This is a genomic window from Bradyrhizobium sp. USDA 4452, assembly GCF_054063575.1.
The window spans coordinates 2,843,874-2,861,549 of the sequence record NZ_JBSSGK010000001.1; the positions used below are offsets into that span (position 1 = coordinate 2,843,874).

General features: G+C 62.2%; 19 protein-coding genes. 4 read left to right on the forward strand and 15 right to left on the reverse strand.

What is annotated here, in order from left to right; genetic code table 11:
• Positions 1–27 precede the first annotated feature (27 nt).
• The 3 genes from ACVISU_RS13600 to ACVISU_RS13610 all read right to left on the reverse strand — a co-directional run bounded on the left by ACVISU_RS13600 (position 28) and on the right by ACVISU_RS13610 (position 1,519).
• Positions 28–345, reverse strand: coding sequence for an RNA polymerase sigma factor (locus tag ACVISU_RS13600; protein ID WP_456707281.1), 318 nt, complete (start codon positions 343–345; stop codon positions 28–30).
• Positions 346–354: 9 nt separating this feature from the next.
• Positions 355–1,050, reverse strand: coding sequence for an STN domain-containing protein (locus ACVISU_RS13605; RefSeq protein ID WP_456707282.1), 696 nt, complete (start codon positions 1,048–1,050; stop codon positions 355–357).
• Positions 1,051–1,291: 241 nt separating this feature from the next.
• On the reverse strand, positions 1,292–1,519 hold the full coding sequence (locus ACVISU_RS13610) for a site-2 protease family protein (protein WP_050402615.1): 228 nt from the start codon (positions 1,517–1,519) through the stop codon (positions 1,292–1,294).
• Positions 1,520–2,104: 585 nt separating this feature from the next.
• Here ACVISU_RS13610 and ACVISU_RS13615 point away from each other — a divergent pair.
• From ACVISU_RS13615 to ACVISU_RS13625, 3 genes are read left to right on the forward strand one after another with little or no spacing between them, the layout of a single operon-like run.
• Positions 2,105–3,628, forward strand: coding sequence for a TadE/TadG family type IV pilus assembly protein (locus ACVISU_RS13615; RefSeq protein WP_050402616.1), 1,524 nt, complete (start codon positions 2,105–2,107; stop codon positions 3,626–3,628).
• Positions 3,629–3,639: 11 nt separating this feature from the next.
• A complete protein-coding gene (locus tag ACVISU_RS13620; RefSeq protein ID WP_456707283.1) occupies positions 3,640–4,200 on the forward strand; it encodes a TadE/TadG family type IV pilus assembly protein in 561 nt (186 codons plus the stop codon).
• A 47-nt stretch (positions 4,201–4,247) separates the two neighbouring features.
• Positions 4,248–4,748, forward strand: a complete 501-nt coding sequence (locus ACVISU_RS13625; protein ID WP_456707284.1) for a TadE/TadG family type IV pilus assembly protein — start codon at positions 4,248–4,250, stop codon at positions 4,746–4,748.
• Between the two features lie 309 nt (positions 4,749–5,057).
• Here ACVISU_RS13625 and ACVISU_RS13630 read toward each other — a convergent pair whose 3' ends face one another.
• The 3 genes from ACVISU_RS13630 to ACVISU_RS13640 form a co-directional block, all read right to left on the reverse strand.
• Positions 5,058–6,005, reverse strand: coding sequence for a helix-turn-helix domain-containing protein (locus tag ACVISU_RS13630; protein ID WP_456707285.1), 948 nt, complete (start codon positions 6,003–6,005; stop codon positions 5,058–5,060).
• A 9-nt stretch (positions 6,006–6,014) separates the two neighbouring features.
• Entirely contained in the window at positions 6,015–6,491 is a 477-nt protein-coding gene (locus ACVISU_RS13635; RefSeq protein ID WP_050402620.1) for a MarR family winged helix-turn-helix transcriptional regulator, read from the reverse strand.
• Positions 6,492–7,267: 776 nt separating this feature from the next.
• Positions 7,268–8,578: an NRAMP family divalent metal transporter gene (locus ACVISU_RS13640; RefSeq protein ID WP_456707286.1), complete on the reverse strand. Its 1,311-nt coding sequence runs from the start codon at positions 8,576–8,578 to the stop codon at positions 7,268–7,270.
• A gap of 251 nt (positions 8,579–8,829) precedes the next feature.
• Between ACVISU_RS13640 and ACVISU_RS13645 the strand changes: the two genes are divergently transcribed.
• Positions 8,830–9,075 (forward strand): hypothetical protein, encoded by a 246-nt coding sequence (locus ACVISU_RS13645; RefSeq protein WP_083992017.1) that lies wholly within the window; start codon positions 8,830–8,832, stop codon positions 9,073–9,075.
• Positions 9,076–9,229: 154 nt separating this feature from the next.
• On the opposite strand, the gene ccoS is transcribed toward ACVISU_RS13645, so the two are convergent.
• The 9 genes from ccoS to ACVISU_RS13690 all read right to left on the reverse strand — a co-directional run bounded on the left by ccoS (position 9,230) and on the right by ACVISU_RS13690 (position 17,610).
• Positions 9,230–9,397: a cbb3-type cytochrome oxidase assembly protein CcoS gene (gene ccoS / locus ACVISU_RS13650; RefSeq protein WP_050402623.1), complete on the reverse strand. Its 168-nt coding sequence runs from the start codon at positions 9,395–9,397 to the stop codon at positions 9,230–9,232.
• On the reverse strand, positions 9,397–11,583 hold the full coding sequence (locus tag ACVISU_RS13655) for a heavy metal translocating P-type ATPase (RefSeq protein WP_456707287.1): 2,187 nt from the start codon (positions 11,581–11,583) through the stop codon (positions 9,397–9,399). The genes ccoS and ACVISU_RS13655 overlap by 1 nt, the downstream gene beginning before the upstream one ends.
• Positions 11,584–11,594: 11 nt before the next feature.
• Entirely contained in the window at positions 11,595–12,095 is a 501-nt protein-coding gene (locus ACVISU_RS13660; protein ID WP_456707288.1) for a FixH family protein, read from the reverse strand.
• A 16-nt stretch (positions 12,096–12,111) separates the two neighbouring features.
• A complete protein-coding gene (ccoG, locus tag ACVISU_RS13665; RefSeq protein WP_456707289.1) occupies positions 12,112–13,569 on the reverse strand; it encodes a cytochrome c oxidase accessory protein CcoG in 1,458 nt (485 codons plus the stop codon).
• Positions 13,570–13,666: 97 nt separating this feature from the next.
• The gene (gene ccoP, locus ACVISU_RS13670) at positions 13,667–14,539 is read right to left on the reverse strand and encodes a cytochrome-c oxidase, cbb3-type subunit III (protein ID WP_456707290.1); all 873 of its coding nucleotides are present in this window, start codon (positions 14,537–14,539) and stop codon (positions 13,667–13,669) included.
• Between the two features lie 6 nt (positions 14,540–14,545).
• Positions 14,546–14,710 carry a cbb3-type cytochrome c oxidase subunit 3 gene (locus ACVISU_RS13675; protein ID WP_050402627.1) on the reverse strand — a complete coding sequence of 55 codons (165 nt, stop codon included), beginning with the start codon at positions 14,708–14,710 and terminating at the stop codon, positions 14,546–14,548.
• A 10-nt stretch (positions 14,711–14,720) separates the two neighbouring features.
• Positions 14,721–15,455 carry a cytochrome-c oxidase, cbb3-type subunit II gene (gene ccoO / locus ACVISU_RS13680; RefSeq protein ID WP_456707291.1) on the reverse strand — a complete coding sequence of 245 codons (735 nt, stop codon included), beginning with the start codon at positions 15,453–15,455 and terminating at the stop codon, positions 14,721–14,723.
• 8 nt (positions 15,456–15,463) lie between these two features.
• On the reverse strand, positions 15,464–17,086 hold the full coding sequence (gene ccoN, locus ACVISU_RS13685; protein WP_456710820.1) for a cytochrome-c oxidase, cbb3-type subunit I: 1,623 nt from the start codon (positions 17,084–17,086) through the stop codon (positions 15,464–15,466).
• Between the two features lie 26 nt (positions 17,087–17,112).
• The gene (locus ACVISU_RS13690; RefSeq protein WP_456707292.1) at positions 17,113–17,610 is read right to left on the reverse strand and encodes a hypothetical protein; all 498 of its coding nucleotides are present in this window, start codon (positions 17,608–17,610) and stop codon (positions 17,113–17,115) included.
• Positions 17,611–17,676 lie beyond the last annotated feature (66 nt).

A 17,676-nucleotide genomic window follows, 5' to 3' on the forward strand; every position in this document is an offset into this window, starting at 1 on the left:
AGGCTGCCTTTCGAATAGGCCTCGATATCACCCTTGCCCCGGGGTGATCGGGCCCGCCGAGGACGGCGGCACGACGCCGATCGCGGCCTTGGCGTCCGACAAGCTCACCACGCGCTTCTCGCCTCGCCAGCGCGACAGCGCGGCATGGAAGGCCATCTGGATCAGGTAGCTTTTCGGGCTGCGCAGTTCGCCCGACGGGGCCGCACGATCGAGCCGCAGCCAGGTGTCGTGCAGCACGTCGTTGGCAAGCTCGGCCGATCCCAGCCGCCGGGTCAGTCTGGCACGCAGGTCATCGTAACCGAGGACGAAGAACCGCCGCAGCAGATCGCGATTGGAATGGCTCATGCGCGGCCGTCACCTCGGCCCGGCGGCAGCACGGCCACACCGGAGCGGCTCGCCGGGTGCCTGCGCGAGGATCGCGATCGTGACCGGCTGCGGCATATCCGCCGGCGGCGCGGTGAGCGACAATCCGTGCAGCGCGCCGGCGACCTCGACACTCACGGGCGCGCTCGTCGAGATATCGAACAACTGGGCACGCTCGACCAGGCCGGACGCCGCAATCCAGAGCTTGAGCAACTGATCGACGTCGCGGGGCCGGGTCTCGGCGTGGCCACACAGGGCACGTGACACCTCCTTCTGAAGCGTCGCGAAATAGGATTGATCGATCCCGCCGGCGACGCGGATCGATGCCGACGAGACAAGCGTGAAGCTGCGGGTCCCGGTGCTGCGCGCAGCCAGCCCGCTGCCCGCCAGAAGTTCGCGCAAGGCGGCTTTCGGCTCCAGCACGCCATGAATGGAGCGAGAGCGCTGCCCGGCCACGAGTGCGCCATCGTAAAACACCTCCAGCCCCGTAGCGGCGCTGTAGGCATCGAGCGCGCTCGCCAACGGCTGGGCTGCGATCTCGAAACGAACCTGTTCGTCTTGCCCGGCGTCGGCACCATCGGCAAGACAGAACAGGCTCAGTCCGAAAAACACAGTTTGCCACAACAGCACGCCGGTTCGCGGCAGATGAAGAGCCGCAAACATGGGCGGAAATCCGACTTCATACAAACGTCACGCGCGGGTCACCTTAGCGAGCGTTCATTACAGTGCGTTGACAGATTTGGACACAATCCGACTGACCACGCCGTCGGGTGGCGTCTCCGAATCTACGTCGGATGCGCCAGCGATGTCCGCGGCCGCTATGGCCACGGGCTATCCTCGATCCACAAATTGCCGCGAAGATTGGCGCTCGATCGCCGACGGCTTGATCAGACGAGGGAAAGTCCCGTCGAAGAACCGCGCCGACAGATCAGCCGATGACCTTGAACAAGAAAAGAACCGAGACGACAGTGGTGCTCGCGAGGACTGACAAGCCGATCCGAAGCAGGCGCTTCTCGTCTCTCTCGCCGACCCGCCTGCCGCGGACAGCTTCGAATGCGATGAGGAGGAGGCGACCTCCGTCCAATGGCAAGATGGGGAGGAGATTGGACAAGCCGATGGAAGCAGAGAACGCCCCAATCAGCACCTCCAGTCTCATATCGAGCCAGGCAAAAGCAGACCCGCCACCCTCAAGGTTGATCGCGCCGCGGCCAGCACCAAATTGACGAACGGTCCTGCTGCGTAGATCAATGCTCGCTGCGCCAACGATGCTGTCGAGAACGAGCGCCGGTTGGCAGCATCGGAAAGCACGCAGCTGCTCCGGCAGCCAATATCACGCAATCCAGATATACGTGATCACGTCAAGTCCGCCGCCACCAGGAGGCCGTTGGTACGAAGCGATGATTGGCTCTGTTTTCAGCAGTTACAGCTGCACGTCATTTCTGGCACCGTGAGCTTCGACGGTTAGAACCGTGCCTTCCCTTCGAATCTCTTGCCCGACACTCCCATTTTCAGTTCTCGACATTTATCCTTCGTTAATGAAGCCGCCTTGATTTGCAGCCGCTGATTTTGGCGGTCCAATGTTCACTCAACGCAAGTAAGCATTGCTTAAGAGGGTATCCCAATATTGCAAGCCTGCCGAACCGATCGGCGGACGAGAAGGCTGTGCTTGCTCCGGTCCACTGTGTTGCAAGTGCGAGAAGCGCCTCTGCCGCAGCGGCTGGTCGCAATTGGGACAAGGATCATGCTCCGCCGCTTTATACTACGTTTCGCCAGAGACTGCGCTGCCAACGTCGCCGTGATCTTTGCGCTCGCGATGTTTCCGACCATCTTTCTGCTCGGCATGGCGCTGGATTACACGCATGAGCAGCACATGAAGGTCAACCTCGACGCCGCAACTGATGCGGCCGCGGTTGCCGCGGTCACCTCGGCGATGATGCAGCAGAGCCCGCAGGTCGCCCAAGCGACCGCAAAGAACGTTTTCAACATCACCGCAAATACTCTGGTGAACAACGGCAACCTGGCCGGAAACCCAACTCTCACGGTCGCGGTCAATTGCAGCAAGCCGGACCCCACAACGGGCTACTGCACCTACGCCCCCTGCCCCGGCGCGGACGTGGTCTATACTGACGCTGTCAACTCAAACAATCAGGTCGTTCGCAACGTCCAGGTCTGTTACAGCGCAGCGTCAAGCAATGCCTTCCCGGCCATCCTTCAGAAGGCGAGCTGGCCGTTCGCGGGCCAGTCGGGCACGCGCAACCAGAGCGCACCCAACATCAATTTCTATCTCTTGCTGGACGACTCGCCCTCGATGGCCATCGGCGCGACCACGAGCGACATCAACACGTTGATCGCCAACACGCAAAAGCAGGTCGATTCAACCGGCACCAAGGGGTGCGGTTTCGCATGCCACCAAACCAATCCTTCCGCGGACAATCTGGGAAATCCGGGCGGCGCCAATCAAGACAATTACGCCCTCGCCCGCAGCCTCAACCTCACGCTACGCATCGATCTGGTCACGCAGGCAGTCCAATCACTGATGAATACCGCCTATCAGATATCGAACATCAATAGGAATACTTACGGGGTCGCGATCTACTCGTTCGACTATCAGTTGAACAGCAGTTCGCCGATCTTCGCGCCTTCCGGAAAGCCTGGAGTGGTGCGAACTCCCGTGACGCCCGCCTCGACGACGAGCTACACGGTGGCGACTATCCAGAACGCAGCCGCCAGTATTCAAGTGCTGCCCGTGTACAAGAACAACTGGCTGACATCGTCGAACAACAACAGCGACGCCGACACCAGCATCGCGGGTGCGTTGAGCGGCCTCAACCAGATCATGCCGAATCCGGGGAATGGCACCAACCTCGCTAACGATACGCCACAGGAAGTGGTGTTTCTCGTGACCGATGGCGTCGAGGACGTGAACATTTCGACCGACGCTTACACGAGTTCCTGCAACAAGACTCTCACCGGCAAGCGCTGCCAGCAGCCGCTGGACCCCACGATCTGCACCACCATCAAGAACCGGAATATCCGGATCGCGGTGCTCTACACCCAATATGACGACGCAGCGCTCCACAACAGCAACGCCTGGTACGATACATGGGTCCATCCCTACAACGGGACGTCCAGCCAGGTCGAAGCAAACCTGCAATCCTGCGCCTCGCCGGGCTTGTACACCGAAGTCCAGACCGGAGGCGACATCACGGGCGCACTCCAGGCGCTGTTCCTCAAGGTCGCGTCCGATCCCCGTCTGACTCAGTAGCGAAGGCAGTCATGACCGACACGCACGCCGCGCCCACCACCAAACATCGCCGCTGGCGAACGTTCGCCGCCGACCGGAGGGGCGCAACCGCGGTTGAGTTCGCGCTGGTCGGGGCGCCGTTCATCGCCTTGCTGGTCGCGCTCATCCAGACCTTCGTGGTGTTCTTTGCCCAGCAGGCCCTGGAAACGGTGGTGATCCAATCGAGCCGGACGATTTTGACGGGGCAGGCGCAGGCCCAGAACCTGACCCAGAGCCAGTTTGCCCAGAGGGTCTGCTCAAACGTCGTGATCTTGTTCAACTGCAGTAAATTGATGATCGACGTCCAGGTGGCCGGCGCATGGACTTCGGCGAACGCGGGCGCGCCATCGCTGACCTTCGACAGCAACGGAAACGTGACGAACACCTGGCAGTTCAACCCGGGCAATCCCGGTGACATCGTAGTCGTGCGGGTGATGTATCAGTGGCCGGTTGTCCTTGGTCCACTCGGCTTCAATCTGGCAAACCTCTCGAACGGCAACCGCCTCATAATGGCGTCCATGGCTTTCAAGAACGAGGCCTTTATCAACTCATGAGCCCGAGCGTTCATCGCGTCCGGAAGTTATGGGTCGACGTTCGCGCCGTGGCCGCGGTGGAATTCGCCATCGTGCTGCCGTTCATGCTGCTGCTCTTTGTGGGCGGGATCGAACTTGGGAACGCGCTCGCGATCAGTGTCAAGGTCAGCCAGACCGCCCACACGGTGGCGGACCTGGTATCACGAAACGCATGCGTCACCGACTCAGCGCTGAGCACCATGCTTGGCGCGTCCACGGTGACGATCGCTCCCTATTCCGCCGGAAGCGCGACGGTTACGGTGTCGGAAGTATCCACGGACGCTAATGGCAAACCAACCGTGACTTGGAGTAAGGCGCTCAACGGAAGCCCGCGGCCAGTAGGTCAGCAGATAACTTTGCCGTCGGCCCTCGGCACTCCCTCGCCCGCCAACATATCGTTGATACTCGGCGAGGTGACGTTTCAATACACGCCCAACCTCGGCTATACGTTCAGCGGGACGATCCCGATCGCCGAGAGCTACTACCTGTTTCCGCGCGTTTCCTCCGTCGTGCAGTATCCGTGCAGCTGAGGCATCGCGAGCCGAGGCGCGCCGATTTCGCCAACCTGCATTTTCTGGCGGTTTTGTTCTGAGTGGCGCTCCCTAGAGCATGGAAAAGTGTGAAGCGGTTTTCCGAAAAGATCATGCTCAAACAAGAAGCTAAAGCGCGATGACGATTCAACCCAATCTCATCGCGCTTTAGGGAAGTGAGAAAGCCAAGAACGACGGGCGTAACTGGAAAAGTTTGGGAATCTGTCTCGGCATTTTGGGCCACCACGCCGAACTCCATGATTTTCGGCGGCTTTAGCCGGTACACAGCCTGGACAGGCACACAGTGGATTAGGCCCCTCGCGCCCGCGCGAGAGTCTCCGACGGCGTCTCGCCATAGGCTCGGCCATAACATCTGGCGAAGTCGCTCAGATGCCAAAAGCCGTTGGCATGTGCCGCGGCGGTCACGGTAAGAAGCGGGCTTCCTTTGACGAGGAGCTTGCGCACCGACCACATCCGCTTCGACCGAATGTGTTGGTGCAGGCTAACGCCGTGGACGTGCTGCACCGCGGTCTGGAGCGTTCGAACGGAAGTGCCGAGCGTCTGTGCGAGAGCGCTGCTGTAGAGGTCAGCATCTCCGATCGTCGCCATCAGTTCATCCAGGCGTTCGACAAGTTTCCGATGCCGGTCGAACGAGCCGGGAAGTGCCCGCTTGACACTGTCCTCGACCAGGGCGCTGTCCAGCCCGGCGACCAGCGTTTCCCGGAGCTTTCCGCTCAGCAGCTCGAATTCCCTGAGATCCCTGCAGCTGGAGGCCAGGCAGAACATGTCAAGAATTGCCGATCGTATCGCCAGCATCTTCAACGGCGCCAGCCGGTACAATTCGATTCCATCGTCGAAGTCGGCCCAGCCGCGATTGCTCATGTCGGAACCGAAGCGCAGCATGAGATAGGTGTTTGCATGCCGTTCAACGACGTCGACGGGCGCCCGGCCGCGGATGACGCCGATCGTGGAATCCTCGACCGGATTCCCGTTCATCGTCGCGTGGAAAGCCAAGGGAATGACGATCCCAACCCCGCGATTGGCGCCGAGATCTCCCTCCATTCGCCGCGCGAAGGACCGCTGCAGCACGAGAAGACAGTCCGGAAGTGCCAGAATGCTTCGCGAAACCGAGATGGGCGACGAGTCCAGCGGTGTGCTTCTCATTCCACCGATAACATCGTTGGGGCGGAATTCGTCGAAGCTGTTGAAGCGCTCGATGCGCAACACCGGCGACGGATCGAGCCAGCGGACGGGCATCGCGACCTCTTACGAGTTTGAATCGGCGAGCAGCGCCTCGCCTGCCTGCGTCATCTTTTTCATCAGATCGACGGTCGCCTGAAATCCGTCTTCGCCAAACTGCGCAGCCAGCTTCGCCTGTATTGCCCGCCAGCGAGGCAGCACGCGGGACAGGATCTTCCTGCCTTGGGCGGATATCGAGATATCTCGCACCCGACGGTCCACGCCAAATGCGACCTTAACCAGCCCACGACGCTCAAGCACCGCAATATTGCGAGCAAGCGCACTCGGGTCCATTGCCATCCTCACTGCAAGAGCTCCCATGGTCAGGGTCCTCTGCCGCGCGCAGGCGGCGAGCAGCATAAATTGTGTCGGCTCCACGCCGACGGGTGCAAAGGCCTCGGCGTACAGCCGAGTAATCACCCGACTTGCCTTTCGAACATTGAATGCGGCGCAGCAGCTTCCCACGATGGCCAATTCTTCGGGCGTCAGCGCATCGTGCTTCATGGCGAATCCTCGTTATCCGCATATACCTGTAATTTATATGCATATACCGTTTTCAACCAATTAAGCACGAAAATCCCATGCTTTGCCGAATTCCGATAAGCACGTTGATCGGACAATTAAGACACCGCCCTCAATATCCTTGGCAAGAGAATCGACACGGACCGCCAAGCCAAGGGAGAAGTCCAAAGTGCCGAACATCGCGAGCTCTCATGCACGCAGGCGCCGTAAATCTACGGTACTTGACGCATACGCAGGGTCCCGGTCGATCGACTTGTCCGGGCTCTGGGATGCCCGGCGGCGGAAAGTCCGGGAAGCACTGCAGGAGGCCGTGTTCGCCCTTCAGATCACTCACGCACAAACGTGCACTGCGATCGAACGAATCGAAAATCCGGAAAGCCGTGGCCAACTGCAGGCTCAGTCGGCCCGGATCGGGTCGCTGATCGACCTTGCCTGGTCCAGGCTTGGCGACATCTAGGCGCTGCCCCTTACCCAACGCGCAATCTGGATGCGACCGCGATTGCCGGTCATTGCGCGGGCCCGACCCCCTCGGGAACGCCGATGAGGCAGCCCGGCAGGAAGCTTTCCTGCCGGGCTGCGCCGCATAGCGATCCGATGGCTCGAATCCGATAGCGCGTTCGGCGTACTGGAGCGCACCCAGGATCGTGTTTGGCCGCTCCGACGACGCGTCCGCAATCGAGTCGAGCCCATGCCCATTCGAACCTGAGCGAGGTGCCATCTGGGACACAACGCTCTGAGCAAGACCACCACGCGGCTAGTTACCCTGGCACGAACATCATGCCGGCAGCGAACCCCATCACGAGGGTCGCGACCCACCCGAGGGCCAGGATCGGCCGGCCAGAGGTATATGGGCCCATGACGGACGACCTCGAGGCGAGGAGAAGGATCACGACCATCAGCGGGACGGCGACGACGCCGTTGATTACGGCACTCCAGAACAGCGCCTTCATGGGGCTGATCGGCGAGTACTGGATCAGCAATCCCGTCACGACGCTGAGCGTGATGACGCCATAGAACCCGCGCGCGTCCAGCGGCGTCCTCTCGAGGCCTTCGTTCCAGCCCATCGCTTCAGCGAACGCATAGGCTGCTGAGCCTGAGAGAACCGGCACGCCGATCAGACCGACGCCGACGATACCGATCGCGAACAGCTCAAAGGCGAAATCCCCTGCGAGCGGCCGCAACGCACCAGCCGCCTGGGCGGCCGTCTCGATGTCGGTGATTCCTGCGACATGTAGCGTGACCGCGGTCGCCAGGATGATGAAGTAGGCCGTAATGTCAGAGTAAAACATCCCGCTCCAGGTATCCCACTCAATCCGTCGCAACTCCGTCGATGCATTGTTCGGATCCTGCAGGAGAGACATGCCGCCTTGTGCGAGCATGTCCTCGACCTCTTCTGAGGCCTGCCAGAAGAAGAGATACGGGCTGATGGTCGTCCCGAATACGCCGACAACGACGGCGGCGGTACCTGAATCCAAGCGCAATTGTGGCCACAGCGTGCGCACGGCCACCTCGCCCCAGGGAACGTGGACGGTAAACAGCACGGCAGCATACGCCAGCAGCGAAAGGGTCAACCACTTCAGGAAGAAGACGTAGCGATGATACGGCACGAATATCTGAAGCAGGAGTGTCGTGACGGCAAACATGATTGCCATCGCGTGACGATCCATTCCCGTAACGAGCTCGCCGACCTCCCCCATGGCCGCGACATCGGCTCCGATATTGAGCGTGTTCGCGATCAGCAGGAGCAACACCACACCCTTCAGGACGACAGGCGGGAACGCAGCCCTGATATTCGCTGCCAAGCCACGACCGGTCACCCGTCCGATCCGGCCGCACATCGATTGAATGGCGGCCATGAGCGGGAACGCCAGCGGCATCGTCCACAGCATGTTCAAGCCAAACTGAGCGCCCGCCTGAGAGTAGGTGGCGATGCCGCTGGGATCGTCGTCGGCCACGCCCGTGATCAGCCCAGGCCCCAGTCGCGCCAGCGGATGGCTCTTCAATCTTGCCCAGCGAGTTCGAAACGTCTTTCCACGCGCGGTGGCCTGCTCATCCGCCAGTTCGACCATGCAAGCTCCTGCCGCTGCTGCCTCCGGACGACGGTCTCACGCTTTCCGCCGTGCCTGACGTTTGCCGATTGCCGCCCTGCACGGACAAGACTCCTGGCTGGCGAGCGTTTCGAGAATATCGCGCCCTCCCGGCTACTGGATTGAGGTGGGTCAACGGCGCCCCAGCCGTCGCACACCTGGATTGAGCCATGTCAATCACGCGAACTGCGACACGTGCGACAAGGACTAACATCGACCGGAGGCGACGTTGCATGCGCCACACACTCACATCATGGCTTCGCCGGCTCACCCTGTTCGAATGGCGAGACATCGCGTCGGCGCCATTTGGTTGCGTGATCGAACTTGCAAGAATTGATGGTGAACGCCAGCAGCTCAGCCGCCCCTGCATCCGCCACACCGAGGGATGGCTGGACGCCACCACGATGCAACCAGTTGCCGTGTCGGCGACGCACTGGCGCCATTGGCGGCCTGACGTGCTGCCGATGTGCTGCTGCTGACGATGGCCCGGTTTGGCGCCGTCAACCGGCTGGTCTCTGTCCTGCTTCTCCGCTCGCGGATGCCGCAATCGCGTCGAACGGACTGGACATTGGTGCTGGCGCTCGCCTCAACGGCAATGACCATCGCCGCGGCGGCTTCATTGGTATATTTTCATTATTTGGTCCCGCCCTGACCGCCGGTGGGCTCATCATCGACGATGGCGCGCCACGCTGCGCCGTCGAGATCGTCGTACTGGCCGCTTTTGAGGGACCAAAGGAAGCCGAGCAGGCCGGCAAAGCCAAGCGCGAGAGCCAACGGCACCAGAATGACCAGGACTTCCATCAGGCTGCCTCCCTCGTTCGTGCCCGTAGCGCGTTCAGCATCACGATCACCGACGAACCCGACATGGCTGCCGCGGCGATCAGCGGCGTCACCAGGCCGGCGATCGCGATCGGCACCGCCAGCACATTGTAGACGACGGCAAGCCAGAGGTTCTGCCGCATTAGCCGCAGCGCCTTGCGCGACACCTTGACCGCTGACAGCACCGGCGCAAGACGCTCGCCGAGAAAGACCGCATCGGCGACTGCCTGGCTCATGTGCGTGGCCGTAACGGGTGACATCGATGCATGCGCCGCGGCGAGAGCCGGCGCGTCGTTCAAGCCATCGCCGACCATCAGTACCTTGCAGCCCCGGCGCGCCAGCTCCTCGATCCGTTCGATCTTGTCGACCGGGGACACCTCGGCGCGCCATTCATGCACGCCGAGCACCTCGGCCGCCAGCCGGACCGCAGGTTCGCGATCTCCGGACACGATCTCGACGGCGATGCCCATGCGCGCCAGCCCTGCTACCACCTCGGCTGCGTCCGGCCGCAGCCGTTGCCGGACCGCGAAGGCATATCGGCTCTCGCCATGGCTGAATGCGACGACGGACGCCTCCGGATCGCGGCACAGAATCTCGTTGGCGAGGTCGTCCGCGCCACAGAATGACGCTCGGCCCAGCCGGATCGGACGCCCTTCGTGAAAACCATGGACGCCCTGGCCCGGCTCCTCCTGGATATTCGACAGTGGTGCGGCGACGCCCGCCTTGCGTGCGACCGCGGCAGCGACCGGATGACGGCTCGAGAGTGCCAGTCGGCCCGCGAGCTTCACGACATCGTCCGGGATAACAGCGAGGTTGGCGACATCGAGCTCGGGCAGCGTCAAGGTGCCCGTCTTGTCGAAGATCACCCGATCGATTTCGGCGATCCGTTCGATCGCATCGCCGGCGTTGAGCAGCACGCCCGAACTAAACAGCGTCCCGGATGCAACGGTCTGCACGGCCGGAATGGCTAGCCCCAGCGCGCAGGGACAGGTGATGATCAGGACCGCAATCGCCGTCACGATCGAATCATGAAAACTCGCGCCATAGGCCAGCCACCCCAGCATCGTCAGGAGCGCGGTGGCGTGCACGACCGGGGCATAGAGCCTCGATGCGCGCTCCGCCAGACGAAGATAGCGCGAGCGCGCCTGCAGCGCTCGATCGAGAAGCCGGGATATTTCGTCGAGCAGAGTGCCGCCCGAGGCCGCCGTTGCGCGAATGCGCAGCGTGCCGGAACGGATCAGCGTGCCGGCGAACACAGCGCTGCCGGGCGTCGCCATCGCCGGCAAGGTTTCGCCCGTGATCAGGCTCTGATCGACCTCCGAGCGGCCCTCGATCACATTGCCGTCGACCGCGCAGCGCTCGCCCGGCCGCAGCAGCACGATGTCGCCGGGCCGGATTGCGGCTGCCGGGACCGTCTTGATCTCGGTCGGGCTGATGAACTTCGTCGCCGTCTCGGCCTTCAACGCAGCGAGGTTTCCGGCAAAGGCGCGGGTCCGCCGCCGCATGTTCTGGTCGAGGTAGCGGCCGGCGAGCAGGAACGCGATCAGCATGATCGCGGCATCGAAATAGGCATGTTCGGCGTGGTTGATGGTCTCGATCACCGAAGTCGCCAGCGCGAGCACGATGCCGATGCTGATCGGCACGTCCATGTTGACGCCGCGTGCCCGCAGCGCCGACAGCGCCGACGAGAAGAAGGGCTGCGCCGAATAGGCGGCGGCCGGCAGCACGATCAGCGCCGACAGCCAGTGGAAGAAGTCGCGTTGTTCCGGCAGCATGTCGGAGACGTTGCCAGACCATACCGGGACCGACAGCATCATCACGTTCATCGCGGCAAAGGCCGCGACGCCCAGCCGGCGCAGCAGGCCTTGCGCCCGCTGCGCTTCCAGCGCCTCGGCATCGTCCCGCTCGAACGGATAGGCCTTATAGCCGAGCTCCGCGAGCCGGCTCACGAACAGCGCCGGTTCAAGAGCACCCGCCTTCCATTCCAGCGCAAGGCGACTGTCCGTCAGGTTCACGCGGGCTGAGGTGACGTCAGGTATGGCTGACAGATTGCGCTCGATCTTGGCCATGCAGCCCGCGCAATTGATGCCCTCGACTGCGAGATCGAGATGAACGAGCCCGGTGCCCGCGCTCTTCAGATAGTGGGAGAAATCGATATCCGCCTGCATGGGATGCACCGTCAGTTCAGCAGGATTCTGTTCTTCGACAGGAACATGCGCCGGCCGTCGGCGTCGCCCTCGATGACGAGGTCCCACTGCCCTGCCGCGACGCCTTCGGCGCGGCCGCTATAGTTCCCACCCCTGGCCTCACCAATCTCGATTGCCCGGTCGGCGCGACGATCGATCGGCCGTTCGAGCCGGGCGAGGAAACTCATTCCCGTCAGCGGTGCGCCGGCGTGGTCGCGCGCCTCGAGTGCAAGTGCGGCGCTGCCGTCAGGCCCCCGATCGATATGCGCCTGGACCTGCCAGTCGCGCTCGTTCTGCTGCCTGGCCGCGTCGATCTCGCGTTGATAGGCGAGGCTCGCGCTGTAGGCGCTGTCGACCTCGGTGCCCGGCAGAGTCGAAATGGCAAGCCGCATCATGACCATGTTCACGCTGATGACGACGGCGAAGAACGCGATCGTCGTGACCAGGACGAAACGCCCGGTGATGGGTCGCGCGGCTGAACTGGAGGCTGCCATGGCGAGATTTCCGTGGTTAGGGAAGAACGAAGTGGTCGGTCGCGAAGGCGACCTCTCCGAGGCCGATGTCGGTGACGCGGAACGTGACCGGCACGGACTTTTCCGCTTTTTCATCGAACGGCACCGTCACCAGCACGCGAAGTTCGGTGGTGGTGTCGCGGCCAAGCACGATCATCGGGCGGTCTGGCGTCACCGAGTCCGCACCGATGACGTGCAGCTTGGCGTCGGTTGGTCCATCGACGTCGATCGCGATCACACGATCAAAGCCGCGCTTGTTGAGAAAGCGCAGCGTGTACCCATTGCGGATCGCGCCGTCGCTGAGACGCACCGCGATCGGGTTGCGGTCGTGCAACACGTTGACGTCGAGCAGGGTCCGCGACATCAGGGCATAAAGCATCACCGCACAGACCACGGTGATCAGGCTGGCGTAGACGACGGTACGAGCACGAACCGGCTTGAAGATCTCTTCCTTGCCGGCGATGCGCCGCTGAACATTGATATCGTTGTCGTAGCCGATCAGACCGGTCTTGCGGCTGACCTTGGTCATGACGGCATCACAGGCATCGATGCACAGGCCGCATTGGATGCAGCCAAGCTGCGCGCCCTCGCGAATGTCGATCCCGGTCGGACACACGGCCACGCACTGGTTGCAATCGATGCAATCGCCGGCCTTCTCGCCGAGCGAGCGAATGTCGAACGCCTTCTTCACCGAGCAACGTGGTTCGCCGCGATCGTATTTATAGGTGACGTTGAGCGCCCATTCGTCGGTCAGCGCGGCCTGGATCCGCGGCCACGGGCACATATAGACGCAGACCTGCTCGCGCATGTAGCCGGCCAGCAGATAGGTCGACGCGGTCAGGATCGCGATCCAGAGATAGGCGATCGCCGGTGCCTGAAAGGTCGCCAGATCGCGCACCAGGGTCGGCGCATCGGCGAAGTAGAGCACCCAGGCGCCGCCGGTCCACCAGGCGATCAGCAGCCAGATCGCATGCTTCAATGCACGGCGACCGGCTCGCTTCACGGTCATTGGACCAGCGTCGGCCTTCATCTGCGCGCGGCGGTCACCTTCGACCAGGCGCTCGACCGCATAGAACAGATCGGTCCAGACCGTCTGCGGGCAAAGATAGCCGCACCAGATCCGGCCACCGAGCGCATTCATCAGGAACAGGGTGAGCGCCGCCAGCACCAGAAGGCCGGTGAAGTAGTAGACCTCCTGCGGCCAGAGCTCGATGAAGAAGAAATAGAAGCGGCGGTTCGGAAAATCGATCAGGACCGCCTGGTCGGGCGCGCCGAGACCCCGATGCCAGCGCACGAAAGGCAGCAGATAATAGACGCCGAGACAGACGGCCATCAGCCGCCATTTGATCGAGCGGAACCGGCCCGAGACGCTCTGCGGGTACACCTTCTTGCGGGGCGCGTAGAGCGGCCCATCTTCGTCGGTCATGAGTTCGTCAGGCGGCACGGGCTTGTTCATGGGCTGCTCGAATGAGGCTCTCATTGAAAGCTACATCCCCGCACCAGGTCCGGGTTTGACCTCGGTCAATGATCCCGGACGCCCTCGTTGGTGGCGGCTATTTGCCGCCACCGAGCGAGTGCACATAGACCGCCAGCGCCTTCACGGTGACCGGGTCCAGCCGGCCGACCCAGGCCGGCATCACGCCGGCGCGGCCGTTGGTGATGGTCTCGATCAGGGTCTCCTCGTCGGAGCCGTAGAGCCAGATCCGGTCGGTCAGGTTCGGCGCGCCGAGCTCCTGGTTACCCTTGCCGTTGTCACCGTGGCAGCTGGTGCAATTCTCGGCAAATATCTTCTTTCCTGCCGCGGCGTCGAATTTCGGCGCGGTGGAAAGGCCGGAAAGCGAGCGCACATAGTTGGCGACCGTCACGATCTCGTCCTTCTTGAGAACGCCGTCGCGGCCGAACGCCAGCATCTGGCCTTCATGGGCCTTGGCGTGTCCGGAACGGGCACCGAACTGGATGGTCTGCATGATCTGTTCGAGCGAGCCGCCCCACAGCCAGTCGTCGTCGTTCAGGTTCGGATAGCCCTTTGCACCCGCGCCGCCGCTGCCGTGGCAGGGCGCGCAATTGTCGGCGAACACGGTCTTGCCGCGGGCACGCGCCAGCGCGAGCAGACCCGGGTCCTTCTCGATGTCGGCCAGCGAGGCGTTGCCGAGCACCGCCATCTTCTCGCCACGCAGCTTCTCGAGATCGGCAAGGTCGGTCGCGACACTGGCGCGGGTGGAATAATGGAACAGGCCGGTCGTGTAGCCCGAGACCAGCGGCCAGGCCGGATAGACGACCCAGTAGCCGATCGCCCAGATGATCGTCGCATAGAATGTCAGGACCCACCACCGCGGCAACGGCGTATTCAACTCCTTGATGCCATCCCACTCATGACCGGTCGTGCTGCGGCCGGAAATGCGGTCAATCTCGTTGTGCTCGCTCATGATCGGTCAGTCCTCCCGCAGCGGCATCCGGGCTGCAGCATCGAAAAGAGATTTGTTGCGGGGCCAAAGCGCGTAGACGACGATGGCGATGAAGATTCCAACGAAGACGGGAGTCCAGAGCGTGCCGACCAGGCTGGATGCGAAATTCTCGACTTGGATGATCGCTTTCATGCTCGTGCCCTCAGCGCAGATTGGCTTTTTCGTTGTAGAGCTTGAAATCGACGAGCGTGCCGAGCATCTGCAGATAGGCGATCAGCGCGTCGAGTTCGGTCGGATTGCCGGCCTTGCCGTCGAAGTTGCGGACCACCGCCTTCGGATAGCGCTTCTGGAACGCGTCGGTGCCGGATCCGTCTGGATCGACCTGTGCTCTCAGATCGGCGGCCGCGTTGGCGATCTGCTCGTCGGTATAGGGCACGCCGACCGCGCGGTTGGTCCGCAGATGAGCCGCGGCGTCGGACGGGTCGAGGTCCGTCCTGGCGAGCGCCGGGTATCCGGGCATCACCGACTGCGGAACGATCGAGCGTGGATTGATCAGGTGCGTGACGTGCCAATCGTCCGAGTACTTGCCGCCGACGCGCGCCAGATCCGGTCCGGTGCGCTTGGAGCCCCACTGAAACGGATGGTCGTACATGCTCTCGGCAGCAAGCGAATAGTGGCCGTAGCGCTCGACCTCGTCGCGCAGCGGCCGGATCATCTGCGAATGGCAGAGGTAGCAGCCCTCGCGGACATAGATGTTGCGGCCGGCGAGTTCGAGCGGCGTATAGGGCCGCACGCCATCGACCGCCTCGATCGTGCTCTTCAGGTAGAACAACGGCGTGATCTCGACCAGTCCGCCGATGGCAATGACGGCGAGAATGCCGACGATCAGAATGATCGAGTTCTTCTCAAAGATCTTGTGTCTGTTCCAGAGAGACATGTCGTGACCTATTCGGCAGGCTGGAGGGCACTTGCGCCCTCGGTTTCGCTGGCTCGGCCGGCATTGACCGTCATCCAGAGATTGAACGCCATGATCAGAGCGCCGACCAGGAACAGCGCGCCACCGGCGGCGCGGATGATGTAGAAGGGATGCATGGCCTCGACGGACTCGATGAAGGAATATTCGAGGAAGCCGAGCGAGGTGTAGGCACGCCACATCAGGCCCTGCAGGATTCCCGACACCCACATCGCGGAGATGTAGAGCACGATGCCGATGGTCGAGATCCAGAAGTGCCAGTTGACGAGCTTCACACTGTAGAGCTGGCGATTCCAGAGCCACGGGACGAGACAGTACAGCGCGCCGAATGACACGAAACCGACCCAGCCCAATGCGCCGGAATGCACATGGCCAATGGTCCAGTCGGTGTAGTGGCTCAGCGAATTGACCACCTTGATCGACATCATCGGTCCCTCGAAGGTCGACATGCCGTAGAAGGCGACCGAAACCACCATCATGCGCAGCACGGGATCGGTGCGCAGCTTGTCCCAGGCTCCCGACAGCGTCATCAAGCCGTTGATCATGCCGCCCCAGGACGGCATCCAGAGCATGATCGAGAACGTCATGCCGAGGGTTTGCGCCCAGTCCGGCAACGCCGTGTAGTGCAAGTGATGCGGGCCGGCCCAGATGTAGAGGAAAATCAGTGCCCAGAAATGAATGATCGACAGCCGGTAGGAATAGATCGGACGCTCCGCCCGCTTCGGAATGAAGTAGTACATGATCGCCAGGAAGCCGGCGGTCAGGAAGAAGCCGACCGCATTGTGGCCGTACCACCACTGGAACATCGCATCCTGGACGCCGCCCCAGGCGATGTAGGACTTCGAGCCGAGGAAGGAGACCGGCAGCGCCGGGTTGTTGCCGAGATGCAGGACCGCGATCGTGATGATGAACGCCAGGTAGAACCAGTTGGCGACGAAGATGTGCGGCTCCTTGCGCTTCACGAGCGTCATCAGGAACACGAGCAGATAAGTCACCCAGACGATCGTCAGCCAGAGGTCGGCGTACCACTCCGGCTCGGCGTATTCCTTCGACTGGGTCACGCCGAGCAGATAGCCCGTGCCGGCGATCAGGATGAAGAAATTGTAGCCGACCACGACGAACCACGGCGACAGGTCGCCTGCAAGGCGCGTACGGCAGGTCTTTTGCACGACATAGAACGATGTCGCGATCAGGACATTTCCGCCGAATGCGAAGATCACGGCCGACGTATGCAGCGGCCGCAGGCGGCCGAATGTCGTCCAGGGCAGATCGAAATTGAGCGCCGGCCAGGCCAGCTGCAAGGCGATGATGAGCCCCACGGTGAAACCCGCGATGCCCCAGAACATCGCCATGGCGGAAGCAAACTTGATCGGGCCGAGATTGTAGTTGGGGCGCCCGCCGATCTCCGCCGGAGGCAGCTCGGCCGGGCGGTCAAGGTAGCGGTTGCCGATCATGATCACCGCGATCAAGCTGGCGGCACACGCGAGCGACGCGTGAAAGCTAAACGCCGCATCGTGCCCCATCGCCGCGCCGAGAAAGCTAATGAAGGCAAAGGCTGCGAGTGCCGACGCCAAGCCGGCCTCGCCCATCGTCATCGACTTTGAAACGGAGGATGGACCTGTCATGTGGAGGCTCTCTTTGGATGCGATGACGTCAGGGAAATCACAGTCTCGCTGCCAGCTGCTTGATCGGCATCAATTCCGGTGCCGTACCGCGTGCCGCCGGCGCCGCGGCTCAGTGCGGTCAAGGTCATTTCGTTCGGACAGTATCTTGCCGGGCTGGCCCGGCGCTCCCGCGCGAGATCATCGGCGCAACGTGCCTTCTCCTGGCAAAGACCGCACACGCGCTGCAGATCGCGCAACACATCGCAATGGGAAGAAGCGAGCGTCTGCTCGGACAAGCCTGCATGCTCGAGACGCTTGCCGAGCAACTCCGGCGAACCTTGCTCGCGGGCAAGGGCACGAAGGTCCGGCGTCGAGAAGTTGAGCTCTTGAGCGATCTCGTCGACCTCTCGAGGAGTCATGAGATCGAATTCATGTCGACGTGCAAGAAATGCCCGCAAGCGGGCGAGAAGACTCTCGAATTGCGGCGAGCTGCTGCCTTCTGATCGGTCGGTCATTATTCAAGCCCCGTTTTGGCTCTTCACCTTTAATCGAAGGACGCAATTGTCGATTTGATCTCGGTC